Source organism: Altererythrobacter sp. TH136 (assembly GCF_007065885.1).
Lineage (GTDB): Bacteria > Pseudomonadota > Alphaproteobacteria > Sphingomonadales > Sphingomonadaceae > Tsuneonella.
In genome coordinates this window covers 1,829,651-1,851,201 of record NZ_CP041409.1, presented here as the reverse complement: position 1 = coordinate 1,851,201, position 21,551 = coordinate 1,829,651, and the positions used below count along the sequence as shown (strand labels likewise).

Annotated in this window: 25 protein-coding genes and 1 tRNA gene; 20 read left to right on the top strand and 6 right to left on the bottom strand. The window is 67.6% G+C overall.

Features of this window, described 5'->3' with window-relative positions; translation table 11 throughout:
* Positions 1–88: 88 nt before the first annotated feature.
* Entirely contained in the window at positions 89–670 is a 582-nt protein-coding gene (locus C0V74_RS08960) for a response regulator transcription factor (protein WP_143251495.1), read from the top strand.
* Positions 671–901: 231 nt separating this feature from the next.
* Entirely contained in the window at positions 902–1,795 is an 894-nt protein-coding gene (locus C0V74_RS08955; protein WP_143251494.1) for an HlyD family type I secretion periplasmic adaptor subunit, read from the top strand.
* 115 nt (positions 1,796–1,910) lie between these two features.
* Here C0V74_RS08955 and C0V74_RS08950 read toward each other — a convergent pair.
* Positions 1,911–1,987 (bottom strand) — tRNA-Arg (locus tag C0V74_RS08950).
* A 128-nt stretch (positions 1,988–2,115) separates the two neighbouring features.
* Between C0V74_RS08950 and C0V74_RS08945 the strand changes: the two genes are divergently transcribed.
* The 10 genes from C0V74_RS08945 (at position 2,116) to C0V74_RS08900 (ending at position 11,225) form a co-directional block, all read left to right on the top strand.
* Positions 2,116–2,520: a hypothetical protein gene (locus C0V74_RS08945; RefSeq protein ID WP_246844815.1), complete on the top strand. Its 405-nt coding sequence runs from the start codon at positions 2,116–2,118 to the stop codon at positions 2,518–2,520.
* 57 nt (positions 2,521–2,577) lie between these two features.
* A complete protein-coding gene (locus C0V74_RS08940) occupies positions 2,578–3,072 on the top strand; it encodes an MmcB family DNA repair protein (protein WP_131620932.1) in 495 nt (164 codons plus the stop codon).
* Positions 3,073–3,103: 31 nt separating this feature from the next.
* Complete coding sequence (locus C0V74_RS08935; protein ID WP_131620930.1) at positions 3,104–3,817, top strand: sterol desaturase family protein; 714 nt, start codon at positions 3,104–3,106, stop codon at positions 3,815–3,817.
* Between the two features lie 20 nt (positions 3,818–3,837).
* Positions 3,838–4,233, top strand: a complete 396-nt coding sequence (locus C0V74_RS08930) for a DUF2141 domain-containing protein (protein WP_131620928.1) — start codon at positions 3,838–3,840, stop codon at positions 4,231–4,233.
* A gap of 103 nt (positions 4,234–4,336) precedes the next feature.
* Positions 4,337–6,070, top strand: a complete 1,734-nt coding sequence (locus tag C0V74_RS08925; protein ID WP_143251493.1) for a hypothetical protein — start codon at positions 4,337–4,339, stop codon at positions 6,068–6,070.
* A gap of 62 nt (positions 6,071–6,132) precedes the next feature.
* Complete coding sequence (locus C0V74_RS08920) at positions 6,133–7,239, top strand: phosphatase domain-containing protein (RefSeq protein WP_143251492.1); 1,107 nt, start codon at positions 6,133–6,135, stop codon at positions 7,237–7,239.
* A gap of 26 nt (positions 7,240–7,265) precedes the next feature.
* The gene (locus tag C0V74_RS08915) at positions 7,266–8,183 is read left to right on the top strand and encodes an alpha/beta hydrolase (RefSeq protein WP_143251491.1); all 918 of its coding nucleotides are present in this window, start codon (positions 7,266–7,268) and stop codon (positions 8,181–8,183) included.
* Positions 8,184–8,193: 10 nt separating this feature from the next.
* The gene (locus C0V74_RS08910) at positions 8,194–9,549 is read left to right on the top strand and encodes a M48 family metalloprotease (RefSeq protein WP_143251490.1); all 1,356 of its coding nucleotides are present in this window, start codon (positions 8,194–8,196) and stop codon (positions 9,547–9,549) included.
* Between the two features lie 9 nt (positions 9,550–9,558).
* Positions 9,559–10,257, top strand: a complete 699-nt coding sequence (locus C0V74_RS08905; RefSeq protein WP_143251489.1) for a DsbA family protein — start codon at positions 9,559–9,561, stop codon at positions 10,255–10,257.
* Entirely contained in the window at positions 10,254–11,225 is a 972-nt protein-coding gene (locus C0V74_RS08900) for a PDZ domain-containing protein (RefSeq protein ID WP_143251488.1), read from the top strand. The genes C0V74_RS08905 and C0V74_RS08900 overlap by 4 nt, the downstream gene beginning before the upstream one ends.
* On the opposite strand, the gene C0V74_RS08895 is transcribed toward C0V74_RS08900, so the two are convergent.
* Positions 11,222–11,839 carry an HD domain-containing protein gene (locus tag C0V74_RS08895; RefSeq protein WP_143251487.1) on the bottom strand — a complete coding sequence of 206 codons (618 nt, stop codon included), beginning with the start codon at positions 11,837–11,839 and terminating at the stop codon, positions 11,222–11,224. The two genes, C0V74_RS08900 and C0V74_RS08895, sit on opposite strands and share 4 nt — an antisense overlap.
* A gap of 93 nt (positions 11,840–11,932) precedes the next feature.
* Here C0V74_RS08895 and C0V74_RS08890 point away from each other — a divergent pair, with 93 nt between their 5' ends.
* From C0V74_RS08890 to C0V74_RS08870, 5 genes are all read left to right on the top strand, one after another.
* Positions 11,933–13,138 carry a histidine kinase gene (locus C0V74_RS08890; protein WP_143251486.1) on the top strand — a complete coding sequence of 402 codons (1,206 nt, stop codon included), beginning with the start codon at positions 11,933–11,935 and terminating at the stop codon, positions 13,136–13,138.
* Positions 13,135–13,941 carry a LytTR family transcriptional regulator DNA-binding domain-containing protein gene (locus tag C0V74_RS08885; RefSeq protein WP_131620910.1) on the top strand — a complete coding sequence of 269 codons (807 nt, stop codon included), beginning with the start codon at positions 13,135–13,137 and terminating at the stop codon, positions 13,939–13,941. The genes C0V74_RS08890 and C0V74_RS08885 overlap by 4 nt, the downstream gene beginning before the upstream one ends.
* Positions 13,931–14,800 carry a carboxylating nicotinate-nucleotide diphosphorylase gene (gene nadC, locus C0V74_RS08880; RefSeq protein WP_143251485.1) on the top strand — a complete coding sequence of 290 codons (870 nt, stop codon included), beginning with the start codon at positions 13,931–13,933 and terminating at the stop codon, positions 14,798–14,800. The genes C0V74_RS08885 and nadC overlap by 11 nt, the downstream gene beginning before the upstream one ends.
* 110 nt (positions 14,801–14,910) lie before the next feature.
* Positions 14,911–15,243, top strand: a complete 333-nt coding sequence (locus C0V74_RS08875) for a hypothetical protein (RefSeq protein ID WP_143251484.1) — start codon at positions 14,911–14,913, stop codon at positions 15,241–15,243.
* A gap of 115 nt (positions 15,244–15,358) precedes the next feature.
* Positions 15,359–15,925: a ribonuclease T gene (locus C0V74_RS08870; RefSeq protein ID WP_349236007.1), complete on the top strand. Its 567-nt coding sequence runs from the start codon at positions 15,359–15,361 to the stop codon at positions 15,923–15,925.
* Here the strand turns inward: C0V74_RS08870 and tadA are convergent.
* On the bottom strand, positions 15,922–16,377 hold the full coding sequence (tadA, locus tag C0V74_RS08865; RefSeq protein ID WP_143251482.1) for a tRNA adenosine(34) deaminase TadA: 456 nt from the start codon (positions 16,375–16,377) through the stop codon (positions 15,922–15,924). The two genes, C0V74_RS08870 and tadA, sit on opposite strands and share 4 nt — an antisense overlap.
* Positions 16,378–16,475: 98 nt before the next feature.
* Between tadA and rpmB the strand changes: the two genes are divergently transcribed.
* Positions 16,476–16,766 carry a 50S ribosomal protein L28 gene (gene rpmB, locus C0V74_RS08860; RefSeq protein ID WP_131620901.1) on the top strand — a complete coding sequence of 97 codons (291 nt, stop codon included), beginning with the start codon at positions 16,476–16,478 and terminating at the stop codon, positions 16,764–16,766.
* Positions 16,767–16,828: 62 nt separating this feature from the next.
* Here the strand turns inward: rpmB and C0V74_RS08855 are convergent, their stop codons facing one another.
* From C0V74_RS08855 to xseA, 3 genes are read right to left on the bottom strand one after another with little or no spacing between them, the layout of a single operon-like run.
* On the bottom strand, positions 16,829–17,737 hold the full coding sequence (locus C0V74_RS08855; RefSeq protein WP_143251481.1) for a M23 family metallopeptidase: 909 nt from the start codon (positions 17,735–17,737) through the stop codon (positions 16,829–16,831).
* Entirely contained in the window at positions 17,734–17,931 is a 198-nt protein-coding gene (locus C0V74_RS08850) for a DUF2093 domain-containing protein (protein ID WP_131620897.1), read from the bottom strand. Before C0V74_RS08850 ends, C0V74_RS08855 begins: the two co-directional genes overlap by 4 nt.
* 24 nt (positions 17,932–17,955) lie before the next feature.
* Positions 17,956–19,413 carry an exodeoxyribonuclease VII large subunit gene (gene xseA, locus C0V74_RS08845; protein ID WP_143251480.1) on the bottom strand — a complete coding sequence of 486 codons (1,458 nt, stop codon included), beginning with the start codon at positions 19,411–19,413 and terminating at the stop codon, positions 17,956–17,958.
* Between xseA and purD the strand changes: the two genes are divergently transcribed.
* A complete protein-coding gene (purD, locus tag C0V74_RS08840) occupies positions 19,412–20,701 on the top strand; it encodes a phosphoribosylamine--glycine ligase (protein ID WP_143251479.1) in 1,290 nt (429 codons plus the stop codon). The two genes, xseA and purD, sit on opposite strands and share 2 nt — an antisense overlap.
* A 69-nt stretch (positions 20,702–20,770) precedes the next feature.
* Positions 20,771–21,547 (top strand): alpha/beta fold hydrolase, encoded by a 777-nt coding sequence (locus C0V74_RS08835; RefSeq protein WP_143251478.1) that lies wholly within the window; start codon positions 20,771–20,773, stop codon positions 21,545–21,547.
* Positions 21,548–21,551: the final 4 nt, after the last annotated feature.

The window sequence follows — 21,551 nt, the reverse complement described above, 5'->3', positions numbered from 1 at the left end:
GGGAAAAAGTCGTGTTAGAACAATCTGTGATTGTAGCGCATGAAAATGCGCTGTCACGGGTCGGAATAAAAACGATAATAGAAAATTCTTGCGACAAGGTTTCCGTTTCGACCGTCGGTTCATTCGAAGCCTTGTTGATGCCATCCACCAGCGGACCGATTCGCTGTTGATTGTGGACGTTGATCTTCCCGGGATGAGCGGGATGACGGGCCTTGGCACAGTGCTGCGCGAACACCATCCGCCCAGAACGTGCCTGGCCGTGCCCGCGGTCTCTCGTGACCTCGTCTCGAGATGCATCGCCGTAGGGGCGTTGGCCTGCATCGATCACGACCATATCGCCGACGAGGTATGCGACGTGATCGCCGCGCTTGCCGATGGGCGGCCCTATTTCTCGCGGCTTTGCGGCGATCCGGCCGTCACCCCCTGCAAGACCACCGCCGCGTTGACGCAGCAACAGCTGAACGTGTTGCACGTCCTGGCGCAAGGGAAGTCGAACAAGCAGATCGGCCGCGAGCTGGGCATTTGCGAAGGGACGGTCAAGGTCCACCTGAACGCCGCGTACCGCGCGCTCGGCGTGGTCAACCGGGTATCGGCCGTCACGAAGCTGCAAGACCTCAGCCGAACGAAGGATGCCGGCGCCTCCGCGGCCGCAGTCCGCTACCACCACTAGACATTTCTTCGACGGATTGCCCTGCGCGAAAGCGCGGGGGCTGTCCGTTCGTCCTGCGCGCTTTCTATAACCAACGCTATAGAACGAAAGGCTAACGGGTTAGTCAATTAGGCAAAAGGTTAGCCCTTGGGACTAATCCGTCAGGAGAATAGACCAGAACATCCCCCGTCAATCATTGTTCCTACTCTATCCACGAGTCGGGAAACACCCGGCGACATTGAAGAATAACCCATGCGCGGCCAGCGGCTGCTGTTCGAAGCCCGGCGCGCGTCGATGTCCAACGAACGCGACCTTCTGGGTCAGCGCACCCGCCAGCAATCCGAACAGATCGGCGGGTATCGCGAGCAGATCCATTACAATCGCGAACAGAGCCGGCTCATCAACGAAGAGCTGTCGGGTCTGCGCGAACTGGCGGATCGGGGCTTCGTCTCCAAGTCGCAGATCCGGGCGACCGAACGCGCCGCAGCCGAACTGAACGGCAGCTTCGGCGCCCTTCAGGCCGAGGTCGCGCGAACGTCCGAAGGGATCGGCGAGACACGCCTGCGCACGGTGTCGCTGGACCGCGAAATGATGGAACAGGTGGCCGACGACCTGCGCGCCGTGCAGGTCCGCCTGAGCGAGATCACCCCGCGCCTCCATGCCGCCCGCGAGCAGATCGAACGCTCCAAGATCCGCGCGCCGGCAGGCGGACGGGTCGTGGGGCTCAAGGTGTTCACCGTCGGGGGCGTCATCTCACCGGGGGAAACGCTGATGGAGATCGTGCCGCAGGACCGCCGGCTGCTGATCGAGGCCAAGGCTTCGCCAAGCGACGCCGACGATCTGGCGGTCGGCATGGCCACCCAGATCCGCTTCCCCGCCCTCCAGGAACGCAACATTCCCATCCTCGAAGGGCGGCTGGCGAACGTGTCGGCGGACAGTTTCGAGGACGAACGCAGCGGCGCCCGGTTTTTCCGGATGGAGGTGCCGCGCGAACAGCTGGCGGTGATCAGCGAGTTCCGCGCGCGCGGAGGACTGAAGCCCGGCCTGCCGGCCGAGGTGCTCATTCCTCTACGCAAGCGCAGTGCCCTGTCCTACCTCACCGAACCGTTGACGCAGACGCTGTGGCGAGCCGGGCGCGAACATTGACGGTTGGAAAGCAATGCTCCGGCTGGTTTGAGCCCGCCTGACACGGCGGGGGCTTGCACCGCGCAACGCGCAAGCACGAGCGGCCTGAACCTTGATCGGCGAGAATTGCGAAAGTTGGTGCACCCGACAGGATTCGAACCTGTGACCTCTGCCTTCGGAGGGCAGCGCTCTATCCAGCTGAGCTACGGGTGCTGACCGGACAAGCCCGGAAGGCGCGCGCTTAGCAAAGCGGGTTCGGGGTGGCCAGAGACTTTGCACCGTCTTTGCACGCCGCGCATTAGCGATTTGGCAAGCGAAGCCAGGTTAACGACCGCGTCACGATGAACGCCATCCCCACCGACTTCGCGACAGCGATTCGCCACGACGGCTCCGCCGCGCGCGGACCGAGCGCGATGAGCATCCAGTGGGCCGCGTTGCAGGATGCGGCCGCCGCGGTGGCGTCGATGGCCGGACTGGCGGCGGAAAAACCCAGCGCTCAGGTCCGCAACTTCCCGGCGCTGATCAAGGACGCCGGCGGCTGGCGGCTGGAACTTGCCGCCACCGGCGTGGCCGACATCGCCGCGATGATGACGCCCGGAGTCAAGGCGCTGCTCGCGGTTGCGGCGCGGGGGCAGGATCCCACGCCCGCCGCGCTCAGCCTGTGGCGCGAATACCATCAGGCGCGCGGCGCCCTTTTGGAACTGGTACCCGAGCAGGGTCACATGGGGCCGCTGCGCAAAGCGTGAGAGGCCAAGGTCGCGCTAGAGCTTGACCAGGTTCGCGTTTCGTTCCAATCCGCATGGATGCCCGATTTACCTGCGCTGTCGCTCGCCGCTGAAAACCCGTGTGCCCAATCGGTGGCCCGCGGGATCTGCCGGTTGTTTGCGCGCAACGACATCTGGTGCCTGTCCGAAATGCCGCTGCGCAACGGGCGGCGGGCGGATCTGATGGGCGTCGATCCGAAGGGCCGGATCGTGATTGTCGAGATCAAGGTCAGCCGCGCCGACCTGATGGGCGACGGCAAGTGGCCCGACTATCTCGATTTCTGCGACCGGTTCTACTGGGGCATCCCGCCGGCGATCGACAGCGCGCTGCTTGATGCGCTGGATTTCAGGCCGGATTGCTGCGGGGTGATCGTCGCCGACGGCTACGACGCGGAGATCATCCGCCCCGCCCCCAGCCACCCCCTGGCGCCCGCCCGGCGCAAGGTGGAGGTGGAGCGTCTCGCCCGCGCGTCGTTGCGGCGCCAGATCGTGGCGGGCGATCCGCATTGCGCGCCATGGGGCCAGGGGTTGTAGCGCGCACCGATAAGCGCGCATAAGCACCACCGTGCTGCTCGCCATCATCCTGTCCGCGCTGGCGATGACCGCGATCGTCGCGGCGCGCTACTTCGCGTCCAGCGGGCTGTTCGCGTTGGCCACGCGGCGCGTGCGACCCGGCCATTACGACGGTCTCGACGCGCAGATCAGGCGCGAAGTGCTGTGGTCGCTGGCATCCGCGGCGATCTATGGCATCCCCGCCGGGATCGTCGCGTGGGGCTGGCAGGAGCGCGGCTGGACCCGGATTTACACCGGCTGGACCGATTGGCCGCTGTGGTATCTGCCGCTGGCTCCGCTGCTCTACCTCGTGCTGCACGACACGTGGTTTTACTGGACTCACCGCTGGATGCACCGGCCGCGCGCCTTTCGCATCGCGCACGCGGTTCATCACGCCAGCCGCCCGCCGACCGCCTGGGCGGCGATGAGCTTTCACCCGATCGAGGCGCTGACCGGCGCGATCGTGATCCCGGCGTTAGTGTTCCTGATCCCGATTCACGTGGCGATGCTGGGGCTCGTCCTCACCGTCATGACGGTGATGGGAGTGACGAATCATATGGGGTGGGAGATGTTTCCCCGCTGGTTGGTTCATTCCCCCGCAGGTAATTGGCTGATAACGGCGAGCCACCATCAACGGCATCACGATCGCTACACATGCAACTATGGCCTCTACTTCCGGTTCTGGGACAAGCTGTGCGGCACCGACCGCGGCCTCGCCACGCCCTGATCCTGGCGATCTCGGCCAGCATGCTGGGGGGTGCGGCAAGTCCGGGCGGCAGCGTCAGCCTGACGGTGACCGGCCTGCGCTCCGCCAAGGGGCAGGTGCTGGTATGTCTCACGCGCGAAGAAGACCGGTTCCCTAACTGCAAGGGCAGCACCACCGCGCGCACCGCCAAGCTGCCGGCGAACCACGCGATGGTCAGCTTCGGCCAGTTGCCGCAAGGCAAATACGCGATTTCGGTGCTGCACGATGAGAACGGCAACGGCAAAGCCGATCGCACGCTGGGCCTGATCCCGCGCGAAGGGTTCGGCTTCTCGCGCGACGCCCCAGTGAAGATGGGTCCGCCGAAGTTCGGCCAGGCGGCCTTTCCGGTCGGTTCGCGCGATGTCAGCGAAACGATCCGGATGCGCTATCTGATGTGACTGCCGCCGCCGCTGACGAAAGTCGCGGCGCAACTTAACGGTATGTTTACCACGCCGCGCCACAACGCTCCCCATCGCTATTCAGAGGGGCAGCGGCGAGCAGATGGACACCTTGCGCGGACATTTCGGTCTGGCCGATTACGACGAAGCGCTCGACCTGGCGCCGGCCGATGACGATTTCAGCAGCGAACCACCGCCCAGCCCCGTCGGGCAGGACGAGCGCCGGATGCAGGTGCGCGCCTACAATCACTGGGCCAGCCTGCTGTCGGACAAGAACCTGCCGTCGATCGAGGATCTGGAGCCGGCCGATCTGCCCGACTTCGGCCCCTATTCGGTGCTGCTCGATTTCACCAACGGGATCGAGAATCCTGCGGTACGCTATCTGGGCACCGCGCTGGCGGCCGAATGTGATACCCCTGCCGGGATCACGCAACTGGCCGACGTGCCCGCCCGCTCGCTGCTGAGCCGGATTACTGACCACTACATGCAGATCCTCGCCAACCAGGCGCCGATCGGGTTCGAGGCGGAATTCGTCAACCAGCGCGGCAGCACCATCCTCTACCGCGGGATCCTGCTGCCGTATTCAAGCGACGACGACATGATCGATTTCATCTTTGGCGTGATCAACTGGAAAGAAATGGCTGACCAACTGACCAGTGACGAGCTGCTGCTCGAAATCGACCAGGCGCTGGAGACCAGCGACGAGCCGGCGCCCGACCGCCGCAGTCCCGACCCGGTGACCGACTGGGCCGATGGACCCGGCACATTCGAGAGCGCACCGGCGCCGCATCCTTCGCGCCGTGCACCGGCGTCCGCCGACCCCTTCCCGCTGCCCGCGTTCGGCGCGAACGATTACGATGACGAGGACGAAGGCGACGATGATTCGGCCGACCTCTACGAAGCGATCGAGGCCGTCGATGACGAGCCGGCCGGGCTGACCCGCTTTGCGTCGTTGCTGTCCCTCGGCGGGTCCAAGCTGGGCCGGGAGCCGCTCGATCTTGGCGAAGCCGATGAATTCGGCGCCGATGACGAGGACGAGGCCGACGAATACGACTATGCCGACCAGGATGCCGCGCTGGCTGCGTGGCAGAACCCGACCCCTGTCGAACTGCTTCCCGAGCCGGCCCTGGAGCCAGCCCCCGAGCCAGTCGAAGAGCCGGTCGCCGAACTGGCGCACCCGGTGTCGCTGGTGCCCGCACCCGTGCAGTCGACGGCGCTCGTCCCGGCGGAACCCGCCGGCGAAGAAGGCCTGTTCGATTGCCTCGCCGAAGCACGCGAACTGGCGTTGGCGGCCCGCAGTTGCGAGGATCGCAGCCGCAGCGCGCTGTATGCCGCGGTCGGCCGCGCCTATGATTTCAGCCTCGCCGCCGCGAGCGAACCCGATGCATTTGCCGAACTGGTCGCCGACAGTGGCCTGACGGTCCAGGAACGCGCGCCGATGACGCCGGTGGTCAAGCTGGTGTTCGGCGCCGATTACGACAAGACGCGCCTGACCGAATATGCCGCCGTCCTCAGCCATGCGCACCGCATGGGCGTGGAGCGTGGCACCCTCGCCCGCTTGCTGGGCGAGGCCGAGGGCGGGCTCAAGGGCGTGGTGCAGGCCGAACGCGACTATCGCCGCGCCGACAACGGCGACGTGGCGGTCCGTGAAACCCCGCGTGAGGCGCTGGCGCGCAAGCTGCGGGCGATCGCCCCGCTGGGGTTCGAGGATATTGCGGCCGAAGGCGAGGAATTCGCACTGGTGATGATCCGCCGGGTCGACGGCAACGTGGTGGTGCTGGGCGAAGTCGCCGACCTGCCGTTGGTGGAAAAGGTCGGCAAGAAGCTCGTCGCCTGAACTGAACGCTCACTAGGTCCGGGGCTGTCCTTTGCGCCCTGGTGCCGCTAGCGCAGGCAGCGATGCCGTTGTTCGACCGTGCTTCCATCCGTTTGCAGCCGTACTTCGGCTATCGCAGCGAAACACGCCTGACGATCGCCGCTCGCGCCTTGCGGGCGGGAACGCCGCGCGGGGACGTGTTCGCGCCCCGCGGCCGGCTCCAGGCGATGCGCACAATGCTCGCGCAGTTCGCCTCGCGCGAGGTGCCGGGCCTTGCGGTCCGACTGGAACTCAAGCGGCCCGATGGCGCCACGATTGAGCGTGAGGGCGTCACCGACCAGGAAGGCTACGTCCGGTTCGATGTGCCGCTCGACCCCGCCTGGCCGCTGGCGCGTGACCCCGCGTGGGAAGTCGTCTGCTTTCACTGGCTGACCGCGGCGGGGCCCCAGTGCGCCGAAGGTTTCGTGCTGGCCCCGGGAAGCACCACGCAGCTCGCCGTAATCTCCGACATCGACGACACGATCGTGGAGACCGGGATCACCGGCGGGCCGCGCGCGATGCTGCGCAACTGGCGCCGCGTCCTGGCCGAACTGCCGGACGAGCGGATCGCGGTGCCAAGCGCCGATGTATTCTTCGGCGCGCTCGGCGGCGGCGCGGTGTTGGCGAAGCCGGAGGTGGTCGGGGCGCGGTATGCGGCGACGCACCGGCCGTTCTTCTATGTGTCCTCCAGCCCGTGGAACCTGTTCTCTTATCTCGTCGCGTTCCAGCAGAGCCGCAATCTGCCGCTCGGGCCGCTGCTGCTGCGCGACTGGGGGCTCAACCGTGCGACCCTGGGGTCGGAAAGCCACGGAGCCCACAAGCGCGCCGCGCTGGATGCCCTGCTGGGGTTCTATCCCCACATGCGCTTCGCACTGATCGGCGACGATACGCAAGGCGACTTGCCCGCATACGCAGACACGGTGCTGGGCCACCCCGGCCGGATCGCCGCGGTGTTCATCCGGACCGGGGCCGGTCCGCTGTCGCCGCAGGAGATCGCCGGCCGCTCGACGATCGAGGCTGCCGGAGTGCCGCTGTGGCTGGGTGACGATTACGCCACGGGCGACGCATTCCTGCGCGCGAACGGGATTTCCACCGGCGGCGAGACCGCGCAGATCGTCCACACCATCCAGGACAAGGGAACTGCGAAGTGACGCGCAGCAGGGGAAGGCGCTGGCTCATGGTGACGCTGATCGTGCTCGCGGTGCTGGGCCTGGGCGCTTTTGGCCTGTGGCGTTGGGCGGTCGCGCAAGGTTCGGCCGGAACGCTCGAATGGATCGACGCGCGTTTTGCCCGCGACGTGCCGGCGCGGCTGGCGGCGCAGGGCCGTTATGGCCCGGCCGACCAGCAGAACGCGGAACTGTGGACCCCGGCGGGCAAGGCGCCGGCCGGCGGGTGGCCGCTCGTGGTGTTCATCTATGGCGGCGGGTGGCACTCGGGCGATACGCCCGAATACCGCTTTGTCGCCCGCACGCTGGCCGAGCGCGGCTATGCCACCGCGCTGGTGGGTTACCGACTGGTGCCCGAAGGCCGCTTTCCCGCGATGCTGAAGGACAGCGCCGCCGGGGTGCGGTGGGCGCGCGATCACGCCGCGGCGGCGCAGGTCAGCGCCGACAAGCTGGTGCTCGCGGGCCATTCGGCGGGGGCCTACAACGTGCTGATGCTGACGCTGGACCCGCAGTGGCTGGCGGAGGCGGGGGTGCCCGAACGCGCCATCGCCGGGACGGTGAGCCTGGCGGGACCGGCCGATTTCTATCCTTTCACCAGCGATTCGGCCCGCAACGCGATGGCCGGCGTGACCGATCCGCGCACGACCCAGCCCATCAACTTCGCCCGCGCCGATGCGCCCCCGATCCTGTTGCTGCACGGTACCGACGACACCGTCGTGCGCGTGCGCAACTCCCGGCGCCTCGCGAGCGCCCTCAAGTCCGCGGGCGGTCGGGTGCAGGAGGTGGAGTTCGAGGGCATGGGCCACGCCGGCATCATCATGGCGCTGTCGAAGCCGTTCGCGCAGGGCGGCAAGGTGCTGGACCCGTTGCTCGCCTTCGCTGCGCAGGCGCGCGGGGCTTCAGTTCCGGTTCAGCGCGAAAATCGCTAGCGTTCGCGCCATGCGCATCCTGCCCCGCCTTTTCGCGATCGTCGCGGCGCTGTCGCTGCTGACTCAGCCGGCGAGCGCCCAGTCGGTCCTGCGCGATGCGGAGACCGAAGCCCTGCTGAACGACATGGCCGCGCCGCTGGTGGCCGCCGCCGGTCTCTCACCCGGCAATGTCGAGATCGTCATGATCAACGATCGATCGGTCAACGCCTTCGTCGCGGGCGGGCAGGCGGTCTACATCCATTCCGGCCTGATCGAGAAAGCCGACACCGCGGCCGAGGTTCAGGGCGTCATCGCGCACGAACTGGGGCACATCACCGGCGGGCATGTGATCACCTCGTCGCAAGGTTATGCCAAGGCCAGCCGGATCTCGATCCTGTCGATGCTGCTGGGCGTCGCGGCCGCGGTCGCCGGCGCGGGGGATGCCGCGATGGGGGTGATGATGGCCGGCCAGCAGGCGGCGATGGGCAAATTCCTGGCGTTCAGCCGCGTGCAGGAAAGCGCCGCCGACGCCGCCGGCGCGCAGTATCTGTCCAAGGCGGGCATGTCGGGCCGGGGCAGCCTGGCGTTCTTCAAGAAGCTTCAGAGCATGGAGTTCCGCTATGGCGTGAGCCAGAGCGACGATGCGGGCTATGGCTCGACGCACCCGATGTCGGGGGATCGGATCGCCCGCCTGACCCGCGATTACGAGGCGGATCCCGCCTGGGCCAAGCCCGACGACGCGCAGCTTCAGGCGCGATTCGAACGGGTCAAGGCCAAGCTCGCGGGCTATATCCAGGAACCGGCGCAGACCCTGCGGCAGTATCCCGAAACCGACACCACCGCTCCGGCGCGTTATGCTCGGGCCTATGCGTTTCACAAACAGGCGTTGATGGACAAGGCGCTTAGCGAGACCGATGCGCTGCTGAAAATCGATCCGGACGATCCGTATTTCCTGGAACTGGAAGGTCAGGTGCTGCTGGAATCCGGGCGCCCGGCGGATGCGATCGAACCGCTGCGCGAGGCGACGGCGCTGACCAGCAACCAGCCGCTGATCGCTTCACTGTTCGGCCACGCGCTGATCGCGACCGAGGACAAAAGCCACTACGCGGAAGCCGAGCAGGTGCTGCGGGCGGCGGTGGCGCGCGATCGGCTGAACCCGTTCGCGTGGTATCAGCTGGGGGTGATCTATGCCGCGAACGGCGACATGCCACGCGCGCGCCTCGCCAGTGCCGAGCAACAGGTGATGAGCGGGCAGTATACCGAAGCGCTACGCAGCGCGCAGGCGGCCGAAGCCGGCCTTGAGACCGGCACCCCTGACTGGCTGCGCGCGCAGGATATCGCGATGCAGGCGCGGGGCGAGCTTGAACGCGGCAAGAAGCGCAAGTAGCCGCTCCTGATGAAACGGACCATCATGACCGCGCTGGCGGCACTGATATGCGGCTTCGCGGGCGCCTGGCTGTTTTCGGTCAGCGGCCTGCAGGACCGCGCGACCGAGCGCTGGCTGCTGGCCAATCCCGAAGTGCTGCCCAAGATGGCGGAGCGACTGCAGCAGAACGAAGGGCGGAAGCGCGTGGCGTCTGTCTCGGCGGATGTCGCCAAGCCGTTCCCCGGCGCTGTGCTGGGCAATCCGCAAGGCTCGGTTACGCTGGTCGAATTCACCGATTATGGCTGCACATTCTGTCGCCAGTCGGTCGCCGATGTGCAGGCGCTGATCGCCGACAACCCGAACCTGCGGGTGGTGGTGCGCGAATGGCCCATCTTCGAAGGCAGCGATGGAGCTGCCCGGATGGCGCTCGCCGCCGCGAACCAGGGCAAGTATGCCGCCTTTCACGACCTGATGTTCGCGCAAGGCCCGCCCAGCCCGGCTTCGGTCGAGCGCGCGGCCACGGGTGCCGGGCTCGACATGGCGGCTGCCCGCGCATTCGCTGCATCTCCCGCGGTGGAGCTTGAACTCAGGACCAACTACGAACTGGCGCGCAAGCTTGGGTTCGAGGGGACGCCGAGTTGGGTGATCGGCGACCAGGCGTTCTCCGGCGCTGTCGGGCGCGACAAGCTGGCCGAGGCGATCGCGGCGGCGGCCGACGGCGGGGCGTGACGCGCGCCCCGGCTCGCCTGCTGGCAGTGGCCGCGGCGCTGGCGCTGATGCCTGGCGCGGTCAAGGCCGGGGTGGCGGAAGACCGGGCCGCGCTCGCCAGCTTGCAGGCGGATGACCTGCGGCTCCAATCGATCGGCTGGCGCCTGGCCACCGGCAACGCGGCGTTCTGCGATGCCGTCCCCGCGATCGGGATGTTGCTGCAAGACATGACTAACTATGCCCGGCCCGCGCGGATGCGCGCGGCAGCGGGCATCGCGGGCGATATCGCTGTCGAGGCAGCGGTGCCGGGCTCTCCGGCCGCGCTGGCCGGCCTTGCCGCGAATCACGAGATCGTCGCGCTGGACGGTCAGCCGATGGCGAACCTGCCGGCAGCGCCCGCCAACGATTGGCGGCGCCTTGCCGGCCTGCATGATGTGATCGACGCTGCACTGAAGCGCGACGGCGCGGTGCGCATCGCCTGGCGCGGACCTGATGGAGCGATTCGCGAAGCGACCATCGCCGGCGTACCTGCGTGCCCCACGCGGTTCGAACTGCTCGATGGCGGCGGGCGGGCGCTGGCCGATGGCAAGCGGGTGGTGTTCGGCCGCAAGTTCGCGGGCTTTGGCCTCGCCGAAGACGAGATCGCCGCCGCGACCGCGCACGAATTCGCGCACAACCTCCTCGCTCACCGCGCGTGGCTGACGGGCCGCCGCAGCGCCAGGAACATCCGCGTCACCGAGCGCGAGGCCGACCGGCTGATGCCCTGGCTGCTGGCAAACGCGGGCTACGAACCCGCGGCCGCGGTGCGATTCTTCCGCAAATGGGGCCCGGGCAACGACGGCTGGATCTTCCGCGCGCCGACGCATGACGGGTGGGACGAGCGCGCCGCGTCGGTTGCCGGAGAATTGGCCCAGATCGCCGGACTGGCCGCCGCCGGAGCGCCCGCCGACTGGCGCACGCATTTCCGGCGGGATACGACCGCGCGCTAAGCTGCCTTGGCTTCGGCCACCTTGGCGTAAAGCGAGTTGATCGGCCGCGCCATCACCCGGCGCACCATCGGCTCGAAGAATTCCAGGCGCTCGCACTCGTAGGCCGGATCGAACGCCGCCTGATCGTATTTCTCGCAGAATTCCGCGCAGGCGTCGAAGAACGGATTGTCGCGGAACTGCTCGCGCGAATGCTGGTCCATGCCGAGGTAGTGGAAGTAGTAGTAGCCCTGGAAATGCCCGTGGTTCTGGCAGATCCAGTGCACTTCTTCGGACACGAACGGCTTGATGATCGAGGCGGCGACTTCGGGATGATTGAAGGTGCCTAGCGTGTCGCCGATGTCGTGCAGCAGCGCCATCACCACGTATGCCTCATCGCGCCCGTCGCGGTGCGCGCGGGTGGCGGTCTGCAGCGAGTGTTCGAGCCGGCAGATCGGAAAGCCGCCGAAATCGCCTTCCAGCAGCTTCAGGTGGGCGAGCACGCGATCGGGCAGCCCTTGCGCAAACGCCATGTATTCGCCGCCGATGAGGGCCCAGTCTTCCTGGGTCCCTTCCTTCATTTCGCGGAACTTGGCGCGCTCGGCGGCGCCGTGGAGGGTGTCTGCGGTCACGTCCATCGGGTCTCTCCTTGCGTGCCGTATAACGCATCCCGCGGGTCGTTGCCAAAACTTGTCTGACGGCCAGACGAGATTAGGTTAAGGCCAACGCGAATGGTCAAGCTGCCTTTCCGCCCGGCGCCGTTCTTCGACAACAAGAACGCAGCCTTCTGGAACCTGCAGTTCGCGGGCTGGGGCGGTGTGTTCGCGCTGCGCGCGGTGTCCGCGTTCGCTAACGAGGCGCCGTGGGACCTGCTGCTGATCATCCTGGTGCAGGTGGTCACCGGGTTCGCGATCAGCCTGGTCCTGTCGGTGATCTATCGCCACCTGATGCAGCGTACAGCGCTGGTCACTTGGGGGATGACGGCAGTCACCCTGGCGGTAGCGGTCGGGTTCTACGCCGCGGTCGACGCCTGGCTGCAGGGAATCTATTTTTCGGGCAGCCGCGAGACAACCTTCGCCCAGCGGATCGTCGGCCTGGCGTTCCTCGACGGCACGCTGATCGGCGCCTGGTCGGCGCTGTATTATGCCATCAACTTCTTCCTGACCGTGGAGGAACAGGCTGACCGACTGGAGCGGCTGGAAGCCCAGGCGACGAGCGCGCAGCTCGCCATGCTGCGCTACCAGCTGAACCCGCACTTCCTGTTCAATACGCTGAATTCGATTTCCACGCTGGTGCTGCTCAAACAGACCGAGCCGGCGAACGCGATGCTCACCCGCCTGAGCGCGTTCCTGCGCCATACGCTGGTCAGCGAGCCGGGCAGCAAGGTAACCATCGCGCAGGAAGTGGAGACCCTGAACCTCTATCTCGGCATCGAGCGGATGCGATTCGAAGAACGCCTGCGCACCGATTTCCAGATCGAGCCGGAGGCGGCGAACGCCTGCCTGCCGTCGATGCTGCTGCAACCGCTGGTGGAGAACGCGATCAAGTACGCGGTCAGCCCGCAGGAAGAAGGCGCCTCGATCTCGCTCACCGCGCAACTCGTCGGACGGCGGCTGCGGGTCGCCGTGTCCGACAGCGGGCCGGGATTGCGCGAAGGCGGCGGCGGAGCCAGCGTGGCCTCGCTCGCCGGAGTGGGCCGGACCGTGTCGACCGGCGTCGGCCTGGCCAACATCCGCGACCGCCTGCAACAAGCCTATGGCGAGGATCACCGCTTCGAAATCCGCAATCCGCCGGAAGGCGGTTTCACCGTCATCATCGAAATTCCCTACGAACCCGCTCACCGCCGCGAATCCCAGGCGGTCGAACGGCCGTCTGCCGCCCCCGCCGCGCTCGCCCCTGAGCCGCCGGCGCTTTCGATTGGAAACACTGCCGCATGACCATCCGCACCCTGCTCGTCGATGACGAGAAGCTGGCCATCCAGGGCCTGCAGCTGCGCCTCGACAAGTTCGACGATGTCGAGGTGATCGGCACCTGCGCCAACGGGCGCGAGGCGATCCGCTCGATCAAGACCGAGAAACCCGACCTCGTTTTCCTCGATATCCAGATGCCCGGCTTCGACGGGTTCAGCGTGGTGAAGGGCGTGATGGAGATCGAGCCGCCGCTGTTCGTGTTCGTGACCGCGTTCGAGGAACACGCGATCCGCGCTTTCGAGGCGAACGCGGTCAATTACCTGATGAAGCCGGTGGACGAGGACAAGCTGGCCGATACGATCGAGCGGGTGCGCCAGCGGCTGGCCGAAAAGCGCAGCGCGGAAGAAGCCGAAAAGCTCAAGAACGTGCTGAGCGAAGTGGCGCCCGACGCGGCGGAGGAATTCGCCGCCGGCGACGAGGCCCCGGCTGACAGCGCCGACCGCTACGAAAAGCTGATCAACATCAAGGACCGCGGGCAGATCTTCCGGGTGGAGATCGATTCCATCGAACATATCGAGGCTGCCGGCGACTACATGTGCATCTACACCGGCGACAACAGCTTGATCCTGCGCGAAACGATGAAGGACCTGGAGCGCCGGCTCGATCCGCGCACCTTCCAGCGCGTCCACCGCTCCACCATCGTGAACCTCAACCTCGTCCGCCAGGTGAAGCCGCACACCAATGGCGAATGCTTCCTGGTGCTCGACAGCGGCGCGGAAGTGAAAGTAAGCCGGTCCTACCGCGACGTGGTGGCGCGCTTTGTCCACTGATGCCTGGTCGCTTCCCGGCTTCGACCTCGACCGTTTCGTCCGCGAGACGCTGGCGGAGGATCTGGGCCTAGGGCTGCCGGGCGGCGGGCGCGATGTCACCAGCGAAAGCGTGATCCCGGCCGATGCGCGCTTTGCCGGCGTCATGGACAGCCGCGATCCGATCGTCGTCGCCGGGTTGCCGTTGGCCGAGGCGTTCTTCCGCGCGCTCGACCCCCGAATGATCGTCGAACGGCTGGTAGAAGACGGGCAGGACGTCTCCCCCGGCACCGACCTGCTGCGGCTGGAAGGAAACGCCCGGGCGATGCTGACCGCCGAACGCAGCGCGCTCAATATCGTGCAGCACCTGTCCGGGGTCGCCACGCTGACCCGCGCCTACGTGCGCGCGATGGACAATCCCCACTGCACCCTGCTCGATACGCGCAAGACCATTCCGGGCCTGCGTCACCTTGAAAAGTACGCGGTGCGGATGGGCGGCGGCGCCAACCACCGCATGGGCCTGTGGGATGCGGCGATGATCAAGGACAACCATGTACTGGTCGCCGGCAGCGTGGGTGATGCGGTGCGCCGCGCGGTCGCCGCCGGGGTGCGCGAGATCATCTGCGAGGTCGACCGGGTCGAGCAGATCGAGCCGGCGCTGGCAGCCGGGGCCACTCGCCTGCTGCTCGACAACATGGCGCCGGCCACCTTGCGCGAAGCCGTGCGCATCGTCGCTGGCCGCGTGCCCACCGAAGCGAGCGGCGGGATCAACCTCGACACCATCAAGGCAAAAGCGGCGACCGGCGTGGATTTCGTTTCCGTCGGGCGGCTGACCCAGAGCGCGCCCGCGGCGGACATCGGGCTCGATTTCACCGCGTTGTGAGGTGGCGCCAGGGCCCACGGCCGGGGGCGATCCGGGCGTTCGCGGTCATATACCTCGGCGCGGCCCTGCTGATCTTTGCCCACGGGCTTATGGCCCTTGAGGAAACCCGAGTGGCATTGGCGACGCGTCTGCCAGGCTTTGCCGTCTCGTCCGACACAGCGATCGTTGTGCTGTCCGCGCAACTCTCGATCGCTGCGATCACCCTGTTCCTGGTGTGGTTTGTCGCGGCTCGGTTTGCCCGTTGGCTGCTCCTGGCCATGGCTCTGGTGAACGCGTGGGGCATCCTGTCCGCGGTTTCGCGCTTGCCCGGCGCGGACGTCGACTTTGCCGCCACCATGCTCGCCCGGCTCGCGGCACTGGTCGCGGTCGGGTGCCTGTTTCTCCCCGGCGCGCGGCGCTGGTTCGACCATTCGAGGGGGCGCTATGCGGCATCTGGCGGTTAGCGCGGTCCTCTGTGTGGCGGTGAGCCCGTTTCCGGCGGCCGCGCAGGCGTATCAGTGTCGTGTTCCCGCCAGGTTAGCGGTTCCGGACGTGCGGCCCGATGGCCCTGCGCGCCGGATGCCGGTGACCGGTTATGTCCTGGCGCTGAGCTGGGCGCCCGAGTTCTGCAAGGGGCGCGAACGGCGGGCGGCCGACGCGGTCCAGTGCTCCGGCGCCAACGGCCGCTTCGGCTTGGTGGTGCACGGGCTGTGGCCGCAGGGGCGCAGCAGCTGGCCGCAGTGGTGTCCCACGTCGCGCAAGCCGACCCCCACGGACATCCGCGCCAATCTGTGCATCAGCCCATCGGCGCGGCTGCAGGGGCGGCAATGGGCCAAACACGGTGCGTGCATGGTCCGCACCCCGGCCGCCTATGCCAAAGTCACCCGGATACTCTATCAGGGGCTGCGGCTGCCCGATTTCGATCAGTTGTCCAAGGACCCCGAACTGAACGTTGGCCTGATCCGCCGCCGTTTCGCCGCCGCCAACCCGGGCTGGCGCGCTGATGCCGTGGGGGTGAAGCTCAACCAGCGCGGCTGGCTGGAAGAATTGCGGCTGTGTTACGACAGGCGCTTCATGCCGGCGCCCTGCGGCGGCCGCCTGGGCCCGCCAGACCGCGCGCCGGTCAGGATCTGGCGCGGGCTTTAGCGGCGGGCGCGGAAGAATTCGCGCAACAGGCCCGCCGCCTCGCCCTCGCCGATCCCGCAGACCACCTCCGGCCGGTGCAGGCACTGGGGATGATCGAACACTCGCGCCCCATGAGCGACCGCGCCGCCCTTGGGATCGGGCGCGGCGTAGGTCACCCGCCCCAGCCGCGCATGGACGATCGCGCCGGCGCACATCGCACACGGCTCCAGCGTGACGAACAGCTCGCAGGCCGTCAGCCGTTCGTCGCCGAGCGTCCGCGCGGCAGCGCGGATCGCCACGATCTCTGCATGCGCGGTCGGGTCATGGTCGCCGCGCGGCGCGTTGCGTCCTTCGCCGATCACCCGCCCGTCCTTGACCACGACCGCACCGATCGGCACTTCACCGGCGTCCGCCGCTTCCCGCGCAAGGGCGAGCGCGCGCTTCATCGGGTCAGGCAAGGGCCACCGGTTCATTGCGCCTGCCTAGGGATACGCTTGACGATTCGCGAGGGCTTAGCTAAGCGCGCGCCTTTCCCGGCACCGCCGAACCCATTCTTGCGAAGAGATTTGTCATGTCGCGTATTTGCGAACTCACCGGCAAAGGCCGTCAGGTCGGCCACAATGTGAGCCACGCCAACAACAAGACCAAGAAGACCTTTCTGCCGAACCTGCAGAACGTGACGCTGATGAGCGAGAAGCTCGACCGCAGCTTCAAGTTCCGCGTGTCGACGCACGGTCTGCGTTCGGTGGAGCACAACGGCGGGCTCGATGCCTGGCTGCTCAAGACCAGCGACGAGAAGCTGTCGACCACCGCGTTGAAGGTGAAGCGCGAACTGAAAAAGGCCGCGCAAGCCGCCGCCTGATCCTTCGAGGATTTCGAAAATGCGCGCTGGAGCTTCGGCTTCGGCGCGCTTTTTCGTGCGCGTCAGCGAGGCGGCAGGAACAGCAGCGGATCAAGCCGCGCGTCGCGCCACTTGATCGACCAGTGGAGGTGCGGCCCCGTCGCGCGACCGGTGGCGCCGACAGTGCCGAGCAGCTGGCCCTGCTTGACGGATTGTCCTTCACTCACCGCCAGGCTCTGCGAATGCAGGAACGCGCTGTTGAGGCCCATGCCGTGGTCGATGATCAGCAGGTTGCCCTCCAGCGAGAAGGGCGATTGCGCTGCCAGCACCACCACCCCGTCCGCCGGCGCGACATAAGCCGCGCCCGCACCGGGGGCGATGTCTAGCCCGGAATGATACGCCGCCGGCTCGCCGCGATAAATCCGCTGCGAGCCGAACCGGCCGGAGATGCGGCCCTGAACCGGCCAGATGAAGCTCTGCCGCCAGCCGTCGCTGGGGCTGTTGCGCTCCCTTGCCGCCCCGATCCGGGCCAGTTCCGGGCGGCGCCTCGCCAGAAAAGCCTCGGTCGCCCCGCCGGGCGCGCGGGCCACGTTGACCCGTTCGATCTGCCATTCGCGCGGCGCGATCGAGAGCGGGCTGGTCACCACCCGGCCATCGGCCAGCCGCGCCGACAGGACCGCGCTCGATCCTGCATCGCGGTCGAACGCGGCGAAGAAGCGACCTTGCGCATCGACTGCCAGCGGTTCGCCATTCAGCGCTGCGCTGCGCGTCCCACCGGGCGCTTGCCCGCGAATCCAGCCGCCCTGGGTCAGCTGACCGTCGAACACGAAGGTGGCCGGACCGCTGATCACCGGCGCGGCAGCTGGCGCGGACGTGCGGACGGGCTGGACGGCGGGGGTAGACGCGGGCGCGGCGTTTCTGGGCGCGGTATCGCTAGCGGTGCAAGCTGTCAGCGTCAGCGCCGCCGCGAGAGAGGGGGCGGCGCGGATCACTTCAGCAGACGGCGGGTGGCCACTTCCGGGTTGGCGTAGGCTTCCTGCCGCTCGACGCTCCAGTACCGCAGTCCTTCGAGCGGGATCGCCTCGCCGGTGACCGCGCAGACCACGTGACTGCCGGGGCGCATCACCCTGAATCCGTTGGGTCCGTAGATCAGTTGCGCGGCCTGTTCGCCCGATTTCATCAGCATGCCTGGCGTCCTATCACTTAGCCTTCACCCGAACAAATCGTCTTGCGCGCTGGATGCCACTGACCGTTTCGCCGGCGCGACGGGGCGCGGCTTGCGCTGCATGCCGCTCAGCGGAGCGACCTCGAGCGTGCCGTCCGCGAACTCCACGGCGAGGGCGGGCGAGCGTGCGGCTTCGTCCTTTGACCGCAGCAGCTTGCCGTCCGCATCCCGCACCAGCGCAAAGCCCCGCGTAAGCGGCGCGCGGGGATCGAAGGATGCCAGCAGCCTGCCCGAAGCGACGACCTGTGCTTGCTCGCGGTCCATCCTGGTGGTGAGCAAGGCGGGCGACAGACGCGCGTGTGCCAGTCGCGTTTGCGCATCGCGCGCCGCGCGATCGAGCACGGAGCGGTTTAGCGGCAGGCGCGCCAGCCGCTCGCGACCATGTGCCGCCCGGTCGCGCAATCCGCGCCGGAGCCGATCCGCGAGATCGTCGAGCTTCTGCGCTTGAGGTGCGAGCAGCACCTGTGGCTGCGGCAGGCGCTTGGCGCGCGCTTCCAGCCGCTCGCGCCCCAAATCGACCGGGCGCAGCGCACAGCGCTGCTTGCGGTGGGCGAAATCGGCCAGCGTGGCGCTCAGTTCGCGCAATACCGGCACCGCGATCTCGGCCGCGGCGGTCGGCGTGGGGGCGCGGCGGTCGGCGGCGTGATCGGCCAGCGTGGTATCGGTCTCGTGCCCCACCGCGCTGATGGTCGGTATGGAGCATTCCGCGATGGCCCGCACGACCGCTTCTTCGTTGAAACTCCACAAGTCCTCGATCGAACCGCCCCCACGCGCGACGATCACCAGGTCGGGCCGCAGTGCGTGACCTTCCGGCAGGGCGGAAAACCCGCGCACCGCGGTGGCCACCTGTTCGGCCGCACCCTGCCCCTGGACGAGCACCGGCCATACCAGCACCCGGCTGGGGAAGCGGTCGGCAAGGCGGTGGAGAATGTCGCGGATCACCGCTCCGGTGGGGGACGTGACCACGCCGATGGTGGCGGGCAAAAACGGCAGCGGCCGCTTGCGCTCGGGCGCGAACAACCCCTCCGCCGCCAGCCGCAAACGCAATTTCTCCAGCAGCGCGAGCAGCGCGCCCTCGCCGGCCAGTTCCAGCTTCTCGATCACCACCTGATACTTGGAGCGGCCCGGGTACGTCGTCAGCTTGCCACTGGCGACCACCTCCAACCCGTCCTCTGGCCGGAACGCCAGCGCGGCAGCGGGACCGCGCCACATCACGCCGTCGATCACCGCGCTCTCGTCCTTTAGGCAGCAATATAGGTGGCCCGAGGCGGCGCGCTTCACCCCCGACAGCTCGCCGCGCAGGCGGACGAAACCGAAGCGGTCCTCCACCGTGCGCTTGAGCATGCCGGCGAGTTCGCTGACCGACAACGGCTCGGCGTTGTCCCCGGCCCGGCCCTTCGCTACCAGCCCACCACTTTCTTCAAGGAAATCGGGAGCGGGCATGAACATCCTTCTGCTGGGCGGCGGCGGACGCGAACATGCGCTGGCCTGGAAGCTGGCCCAATCACGCCTGCTCGCCGGCCCTGAAGATAGGCTCTACGCCGCGCCGGGCAACCCGGGGATCGCCGAGCACGCAGAGCTGGTCGAACTGCTGCTCACGGATCACGCGAGCGTGGTGGGCTTCTGCGACGACAAGCGCATCGGGCTGGTGGTGATCGGCCCCGAAGCGCCGCTGGTCGATGGCTTGGCCGATACGTTGCGCGCTGCGGGCGTGGCGGTGTTCGGTCCGTCTGCGCAAGCGGCACGGCTGGAGGGGAGCAAGAGCTTCACCAAGGAACTGTGCCGACGGGCAGGCATTCCCACCGCCGGGTACGTGCACGCCCGCTCGCTCGACGAAGCTCGCGCCGCGCTGGACGGCTTCGCGCCGCCGTTCGTGCTCAAGGCCGATGGTCTGGCCGCGGGCAAGGGCGTGGTGATCGCCGAAAGCCGCGCCGACGCCGAGGACGCGCTTGCCGACATGTTCGGCGGACAGTTCGGCACCGCGGGCGCGGAAGTGGTGATCGAGGAGTTCATGACCGGCGAGGAAGTAAGCTTCTTTGCGCTGACCGACGGCGCATCGGTGCTCTCGTTCGGCAGCGCGCAGGACCATAAGCGCGTGGGCGATGGCGATACCGGCCCCAACACCGGCGGCATGGGGGCTTACAGCCCGACGCGTGTGCTCACCCCGTTGCTGGAGGGCGAGGTGCTGGAGCGGATCATCCTGCCGACGGTCCGCGCGATGGCCGACATCGGGTCGCCCTATTCGGGCGTGCTGTTCGCCGGGCTGATGCTGACGAGCGAGGGGCCCAAGCTCATCGAGTACAACTGCCGGTTCGGCGATCCCGAATGCCAGGTGCTGATGATGCGGCTGGAGGATGATCTGGGCGAACTGCTGCTCGCCTGCGCCGAGAACCGGCTGGCGGCTGCGCCCTCGGTGAACATGGCGCCGGACGTGGCCCTGACGGTGGTCATGGCAGCCAACGGTTACCCCGGCGCGCCCACCAGGGGCGGCGCGATCAAGCTGGGCGACGCCGAGGCGGAGGGTGCCAAGGTTTTCCACGCCGGCACCGCGCTGCAGGACGGCGCGCTTGTCGCCAGCGGCGGCCGGGTCCTCAACGTCACCGCCACTGGGTCCACTGTGGTGGAGGCGCAAGCCCGTGCCTATTCCGCGATCGGCGCGGTCGACGCACCCAATCTGTTCTGCCGCCGCGACATCGGCTGGCGCGAAGTGGAACGCGAGAAGACCGACTGATCCGGAGCAAAGCGGCTCTGCCAGGATTGGGTCACGTAATCCGGACGCACAGCAGGATCGGATCAAGCGTTGCACACCATCACCCACGGCGAAGGACGGTCGCTCCTGCTGGTCCACGGGCTTGGCAGCAACCACACGACCTGGCGGAAGATCGTGCCGTCGCTCGCCGCCGAGCGAAAGGTGATCGCAATCGACCTTCCAGGACACGGGCAGACCCCCGTCACGCCCGGCAGCGACACGTTCGCCGGCTTGGCTAACAGTCTGGCGGAGTACCTGGTGAGCCAGGGCTTTCAGTCGGTGGATATGGTCGGCAGTTCGCTGGGTGGCCGGCTGGTGCTGGAAATGGCGCGGCGCGGTCATGCGGGAGCGGTGGTGGCGCTCGATCCCGGCGGCTTCTGGATGGGGTGGGAGCGACATTACCTGCAGACCACGCTGCTCGCCTCCGTGTACTTGCTGCGGGGTCTGGGCGGGACGCGGAAGCCGATGGCGCATAGCCCTGTCACCCGCTCGATGCTGCTGGCCCAACTGTCCGCGCACCCTTGGGAGCTCGACGGTGAAATGGTCGCTGACGAGCTCGACAGCTACGCCAGCACTCGCACGTTCACGCAGCTCGTCAACGATCTCGCCGCAGCGCCGATGCAAGAAGGTCCGGCGTCGTCCAGCAGCGGCGCGATCACGATCGGCTGGGGCCGCCACGATCGCCTGTGCTGGCCCGGTCAGGCCGAGCGGGCGCTGACGGCTTTCCCTTCAGCGCGGCTTCACTGGTTCGAGCATAGCGGACACTTCCCGCTATGGGACGAACCGGAGGAAACTGTCCGAGTGATCCTGGAGACCACCACCGCGTGACGCC